Annotated in this window: 5 protein-coding genes; all 5 read right to left on the bottom strand. The window is 76.0% G+C overall.

Annotated features, from left to right (window positions below; genetic code table 11):
- Positions 1–301: 301 nt before the first annotated feature.
- Positions 302–1,891, bottom strand: coding sequence for a DEAD/DEAH box helicase (locus E9549_RS22080; RefSeq protein WP_236828744.1), 1,590 nt, complete (start codon positions 1,889–1,891; stop codon positions 302–304).
- Positions 1,892–2,335: 444 nt separating this feature from the next.
- Positions 2,336–3,976, bottom strand: a complete 1,641-nt coding sequence (locus E9549_RS22075) for a GMC family oxidoreductase (RefSeq protein ID WP_236828743.1) — start codon at positions 3,974–3,976, stop codon at positions 2,336–2,338.
- Positions 3,976–5,529, bottom strand: a complete 1,554-nt coding sequence (locus E9549_RS22070) for an aldehyde dehydrogenase family protein (protein WP_236828742.1) — start codon at positions 5,527–5,529, stop codon at positions 3,976–3,978. Before E9549_RS22070 ends, E9549_RS22075 begins: the two co-directional genes overlap by 1 nt.
- A gap of 66 nt (positions 5,530–5,595) precedes the next feature.
- Positions 5,596–6,027 carry an ATP-binding protein gene (locus E9549_RS22065; RefSeq protein ID WP_236828741.1) on the bottom strand — a complete coding sequence of 144 codons (432 nt, stop codon included), beginning with the start codon at positions 6,025–6,027 and terminating at the stop codon, positions 5,596–5,598.
- 206 nt (positions 6,028–6,233) lie between these two features.
- The coding region (locus E9549_RS22060) for a hypothetical protein (RefSeq protein WP_236828740.1) at positions 6,234–6,469 on the bottom strand (236 nt) is incomplete at its 5' end.

The raw sequence follows: 6,469 nt of genomic DNA, 5'->3' as shown, positions 1-6,469 counted from the left end.
CGCCTCGTCGGCGCCCCCGAGGCGCTGGAGTTCGTGCGCCGGCTCGCCTTCGACCCGCCGTCGGCCGCCTTCGACGCCGCCTTCTCCAGCGGCAGCTGAGCTCTCCCGCACTCGCGCCGGGATCAGGGCACCTGATCACGGGGCGTCCTCCCTCACCGTCGGCGGTGGGGGAGGACGCGCTGCGGTGCGGGAGGACCGGCGGGGCGACCGGAGACGTCCGGCCGCGCCCCCGGTGGCACGGGTGGCGACTCGTCGTCATGTCATCCGGCCGACATGACGACGAGTCGACATCCCGCCGTGGTCAGCGGCCCCGGCGGGAGCGGGCGCTGAACGAGGCGGCCGACGTCGTGCCGGCCCGGGCGGCGAGCTCGGCGCGGGTCCGCGCCGGGCCGCTCGCCCGGCCGGAGCCCGACCCGCCGCCGCGACCGGACGAACCGGCCGGCTTGGCCGAGGCCGAACCCGAGCCGGAGCCACCGCGGCGACGCCGGCCACCGCCGGACCCCTGCGGCTGCGGCTCCGGCGCGGGCGCCGGCTCCACGTAGGGGGCCTCCGGGCCGGTGAGCTCCGCGATCTCCGGGGAACCCGGCCGCACCTGGCTGGTCACCGGGCTGATCCCGGCCTGGCGGGTGAGCGTGCGGACCTCGCCCACCATGTCGGGGGTGGTGATGGTGACGACGGTGCCGCCGGCGCCGGCGCGGGCGGTGCGGCCCGAGCGGTGCAGGTAGGCCTTGTGCTCCGTCGGCGGGTCGACGTGCACGACCAGTGCGACGTCGTCGACGTGGATGCCGCGAGCGGCGATGTCGGTCGCGCACATCACCCGGCTGGTGCCGTTGCTGAACGCCTCGAGGTTGCGCTCGCGGGCGTTCTGGCTGAGGTTGCCGTGCAGGTCGACCGCGGGGATGCCCGAGGCGGTGAGCTGCTTGGCCAGCTTCTTGGCCTGGTGCTTGGTGCGGGTGAACAGCACGCTGCGGCCCAGGCCGGCGGCGAGCTGGCGGACGACCTCGGCCTTGTCGGCGGCCTGCACGTGGAAGACGTGGTGGGTCATCGTGCTGACCGGGGCGACCGCCGGGTCGACCGAGTGCGTCACCGGGCTGCTCAGGTAGCGCTTGACCAGCACGTCCACGCCGTTGTCCAGGGTGGCGGAGAACAGCAGCCGCTGGCCCGTCTTCGGGGTGCGGTCCATGAGCCGCTTGACGCCGGGGAGGAAGCCCAGGTCGGCCATGTGGTCGGCCTCGTCGAGCACGGTGATCTCGACGCCGCCGAGGTCGCAGTGCCCCTGGCCGATGAGGTCCTCGAGCCGGCCCGGGCAGGCGATGACGACGTCGACACCCTTCGCCAGGGCCTGCACCTGCGGGTTCTGCCCGACGCCGCCGAAGATCGTGGTGGCGTTCATGCCGAGCGCGCGGGCCAGGGGGTCGACGACGGCGAAGACCTGGTTGGCCAGCTCGCGGGTCGGCACCAGCACCAGCGCGCGGGGGCGTCGGGGCTGCCGGCGGCCGTCGGAGGCGGCGAGCCGGGCGACCAGCGGGATGGAGAAGGCCAGGGTCTTGCCCGAGCCGGTGCGCCCGCGGCCGAGGACGTCGCGGCCGCCGAGGCTGTCGGGCAGCGTCGCGACCTGGATGGGGAACGGCGCGGTGATGCCGCTGGCCGAGAGCACCTCGACCAGCGGAGCGGGGACGCCGAGGGCGTCGAAGGTGGTGTCGGTCGGCAGGACGGTGGCGTCGTCGCCGGCGGGGACGACGGGCGGCGCCGGGACGGCGGCGGGGGTCTGCGCGGCGGCCTGCTGCTCGCCGGCGGGGCGGGGTCCGGTGCCCCGGCCGCGGCCGCCACGGCGCCGGCGCGGGCGCCCGTCGGCGGCGGGGGTGGACGGGGTGGCGTTCTGCGAAGTCATCGGTTCCTCGGAGCTCGAGTGGCTGCTCCAGCACCCCGGCACGGACGAGCGGCGCACCTGCACGCGGGCAGGGCGGGCTCGCATCGTCGGCGAGACGTCGGTCAGCCTGGCGCGCCTCGGTGGCGCAGCCTGGGCCCGACGTCGATTCCTGCCGCTCCGGATGAGCGAGGGCGGCGCCGGTACACCCCACTCAACCAGACGCGGCCCCGGTGTGGTCCCACCGCCCGGGAGGGACGGGTCACATCGGGTGAGCTGCCCGACCGCGGGCGGCGCCCAGGGGGTGAGCGGCGGGCCCCCGATCGCGGCGTGCACGTGCTGTCCGGTCGACGCCGTCGTGCCGAGGTCGGGCGAGGTCCTCCCTGACCCTGGCGCGTCCTCCCTCACCGCAGACCGCGAGGGAGGACACGCCACGGTCCGGTGCCCTGATCCCAGCGCCGGAGCGCGTCAACCGGTGGCGGCGACCTGCGCCGCGGGCGTGCGGCCGAGGACCAGGTCCGCGGCCCGCTCGGCGATCATGATCGTCGGTGCGTTGGTGTTGCCGCGGACCAGCGTCGGCATCACCGACGCATCGGCCACCCGCAGCCCCTCGATCCCGCGCACCCGCAGCTGCGGGTCGACGACGGCCTGCTCGTCGGTGCCCATCCGGCACGAGGACACCGGGTGGTACAGCGACTCCAGGGTGTCGCGGACCTTCTGCCGCAGCGCGTCGCGGCCCTGCACGCCGCGCCCCGGGGACCACTCCTCGCCGAGCACGGCGGCGAGCGGGCCGACCCCCGCGATCTCCCGGGCCTGCTCCACCCCGCTGACCAGCGCGTCGAGGTCGCGCTCGTCGGTGAGGTAGCCGGCGTCGATGGCGGGCGCCCACGTCGGGTCGGCCGAGCGCAGCCGCACCGAGCCCCGCGAGTGGACGTGCACCAGCACGACCGCGGAGGTGAACGCCTCGGCGTCCGGGTCGACCTCCGCCTGCTTCCAAAACTTCACCGGCAGGAAGTGCATCTGCAGGTCCGGTTCCGGGAGCTCGGGGGCGGAGCGGGTGAAGAGGCCCGCCTCGGCGAGGTTGGAGGTCAGCGGGCCGCGGCCGGTCACCTTCCACCTGGCCAGGTTGAGCGGGGTCTCGGCCAGCCGCAGCGACTTCCCGGAACGGGCGGCCCAGATCACCGGCACCAGCGGGTGGTCCTGCAGGCCGGCGCCCACTCCCGGGAGGTCGTGCACCACGTCGACGCCGACCTCGCGCAGGTGGTCGGCCGGGCCGATGCCCGAGAGCATGAGCAGCTGGGGGGAGTTGACCGCGCCGCCGGAGAGCACCACCTCGCGGGTGGCGCGCACCGTGCGCAGCTCGCCGCCGCAGCGGTACTCCACGCCGGTGGCCCGGCCGCCCTCGACGAGCACCCGGGTGGTCAGCGCCCCGGTCCGCACGGTCAGGTTCGGCCGGCCCGCGGCCGGGTGCAGGTAGGCGTCGGCGGCCGACCAGCGGCGCCCGCGCCGCTGCGTCACCTGGAACGGGCCGACGCCCTCCTGGGCGGCGCCGTTGAAGTCGGGGTTGCGCGGGTAGCCGGCGGCGACCGCCGACTCGACCACGGCCGTGGTCCACGGGTGCGGCGAGCGCAGGTCCTCCACGCGCAGCGGCCCGCCCACCCCGTGCCAGGCGTCGGCGCCGCGGGCGTTGTCCTCCATCCGCTTGAACAGCGGCAGCACGGAGTCGTAGGACCAGGCGTCGTCCCCGGTGAGCTGCGCCCACTCGTCGTAGTCGGCGCGTGCCCCGCGGACGTAGATCATCGCGTTGATCGACGAGGAGCCGCCGAGCAGCTTGCCCCGCGGCCAGAAGAGCTTCCGGCCGCCCAGGCCCGGCTGCTCGTCGGTCGTGTAGTTCCAGTCGTGCCGGGTGCGCCACACCTTGTAGAGCCCGGCGGGGATCTTGACCTCGAGCACCGAGTCGGGGCCGCCGGCCTCCAGCACCAGCACCCGGAGCGTCGGGTCCTCGCTGAGGCGCCCGGCCAGCGCGCTGCCGGCCGAGCCGGCGCCGACGACGACGACGTCGAACTCCTCCGTGCCCACGAGCGCCGGGTCCTGCGCGTACGCGCCCATCAGCGGTGCCGCCCGTGGACCATGCCCATGACCCGGGCCAGCGCGTCGGCGGCGTTGGCGGGGCGCCCGAAGCTCATCAGGTTCACCGGCAGCGGTACGCGCTGGCGGGTGATGGCCTTGGCGCGGGTGAACTCCTTGAGCCCGTCCTCGCCGTGGATGCGGCCGAACCCGGAGTCGCCCACCCCGCCGAAGGGCAGCGCCGGCACCGAGGCGAAGGTGAGCACCGAGTTGATCGAGGTCATGCCGCTGCGCATCCGGCGGGCCAGGTCCATGGCCTTCTCCTTGGACGCGGAGAAGATCGCGCCGGCCAGCCCGTAGGTGGTGTCGTTGGCGCGCCGCAGCGCTTCCTCGGCGTCGCGCACCCGGGTGATCGTCAGCGTGGGACCGAAGGTCTCCTCCTTGATGGCGGGGGAGTCCTCGGGCACGTCGAGCAGCACGGTGGGCGGGACGTACCCCCCGGCGGGGAACGCGTCGGCGGAGGGGCCACCGGTGACCACCCGGGCGCCCGCGGCCTCGGCGTCGGCGACGTGCCGGCGCACCACCTCCATCTGCGAGGCCATGGTCATCGGGCCGTAGGTCGCCTCGCCGTCCGCACCGGGTCGCAGGCTGCGCACCTGCGTGGTGACGGCCTCGACGAAGCGGTCGTAGACCGCCTCCGTGGCGTACACCCGCTCGATGCCGATGCAGGTCTGGCCCCCGTTGCTCATCGCGCCCCACACGGCGGCGTCGGCGGCGGCCGCAACGTCGGCGTCGTCGTCGACGATCATCGCGTCCTTGCCGCCGAGCTCCATCAGGACCGGCGTCAGCGTCTCGGCGCAGGCGGCCATCACCTTCTTGCCGGTCGCGGCCGACCCGGTGAACGCCAGCTTGTCGACCGGGACGCGGCACAGCGCCGCGCCGGTGGCGCCGTAGCCGGTGACGACCTGGAAGGCGTCGGCGCTGTCGGGGACGGCGGCCCGCCAGGCGGCGGCCAGCCACGCGCCGACGGCGGGCGTGTGCTCGGAGGGCTTGAAGACGACGGCGTTGCCGGCGGCCAGCGCGTAGGCGATCGAGCCCATCGGCGTGAACACCGGGTAGTTCCACGGGCCGATGACGCCGATGACGCCCAGCGGCTGGTACTCCAGGTAGGCCGCGTGGTTGGCCGCGAGCAGGCCGGGGCTGACCCGGCGGGGCCCGAGCGCCTTGCGCGCGTGACCGGCGGCCCAGGCCAGGTGGTCGACGGCCAGGGTGATCTCGAGGATGGCGTCGGCGTGCGGCTTGCCGTTCTCGCGGTGCACGAGGTCGGCGAGCTCGTGCATGCGGCGGGCGAGGTAGCCGCGGTAGGCCGAGAGCCGCTGCTTGCGGCCGTCGAAGCCCAGCGCCGCCCACTGCTGTGCGGCGACGCGGGCGCGGGCGACGGTCTTCCCGACGGCGGCCTCGTCGTGCACGGGGAAGACCCCGACGACGGCACCGCCGGCCGGTGCGGTGGACTCGAAGGTCTCCGTGGTGGCGTGCCGGTCGACCGTCCCCGCGGCGGAGCCGGTGACCGTGTCCAACTGCTCGGCGAGCGACATGTGTCGCACGTTACCCGCGGGTCACAGGCACCGGGCCAGGGGTTCGCCCGGTCGGGGGCGGGGCGCTCAGGCCCCGCCGTCCACCACTGCCCAGGCGGTCTTGACCCCCGGCTCGGTGAACCAGCCGTGCGCCGTCGACAGGTCGGCCACGAGGTAGAGCCCGAAGCCACCCAGGCCGGGATCGCGTCCCTGGGCCGGCGCGGGCGGGACGTCGACCGCGGAGTCCCGGACGGCGATCAGCCACCGGTCGCCGTCCCGGCCGAGGACCGCCGCGACGGGGGCCCCGCCGTGGCGCAGCGCGTTGGAGGTGAGCTCGTCGGCGATCAGCACCAGCCGCTCGGACCAGTGGTCGCGCTCGGGAGCGGCGACGGTCCGGCTGCCGGTGGTGGACCGGCGGAGGCGGGCGCGCAGCGCGGCGAGCTCGGCCAGGGAGCTCAGCTCCTGGCACCACACCTCGGGGAACGGTCGCGGCGGTCGCGCGGCCTGCCAGATCCCCACCGGTCACCGCCTCCCCGCGCCGGCGCTGCTCACCGGTCGTGGCGCCCCCGTGCCCGTTCCGGAGGAGCGCGAACCCTCGCCTTCCCCCGAAGTGGGGGCCGTGGTGAGGCGGCGCCAGGCGGTGGCCGGGCGCGTCGTCACCGCCCACCCGCGGCCCCGCCCGACGGGTAGGGCCGCCGGCCGGCGGTGCGCGCCCGGCCGGGACCTCAGCTCCCCCAGCGGGGGATGGCGACGGCCCCCGGCGCGTGGCCGTGGGTCGACGGTCGGCCACCGGACCGGTGGTGGCCTGCGCCGGTGGCCCCGGGTGCCGGGGCCGCGGACTGCCAGCAGCGGAACAGCGACAGCCACCGCTCGGCGGTCAGCTCCGCCGGCCGGGTCGTGGGTGGCAGGCCCTCCTGGCGGAGCCAGCGGACGCCGGCCGTCCCGGGCAGCTGCGCCCGCA

This window comes from Blastococcus sp. MG754426, from assembly GCF_021699055.1.
Lineage (GTDB): Bacteria > Actinomycetota > Actinomycetes > Mycobacteriales > Geodermatophilaceae > Blastococcus.
Note: the sequence above shows the minus strand (reverse complement) of the source record. Positions and strands in the feature narration are given on the sequence as shown.

Excerpts from the sequence above, each read along its gene's own strand:
- E9549_RS22080 (WP_236828744.1), bottom strand. The coding sequence starts at position 1,891 with ATGACTTCGCAGAACGCCACCCCGTCCACCCCCGCCGCCGACGGGCGC.
- E9549_RS22075 (WP_236828743.1), bottom strand. The coding sequence starts at position 3,976 with ATGGGCGCGTACGCGCAGGACCCGGCGCTCGTGGGCACGGAGGAGTTC.
- E9549_RS22070 (WP_236828742.1), bottom strand. The coding sequence starts at position 5,529 with ATGTCGCTCGCCGAGCAGTTGGACACGGTCACCGGCTCCGCCGCGGGG.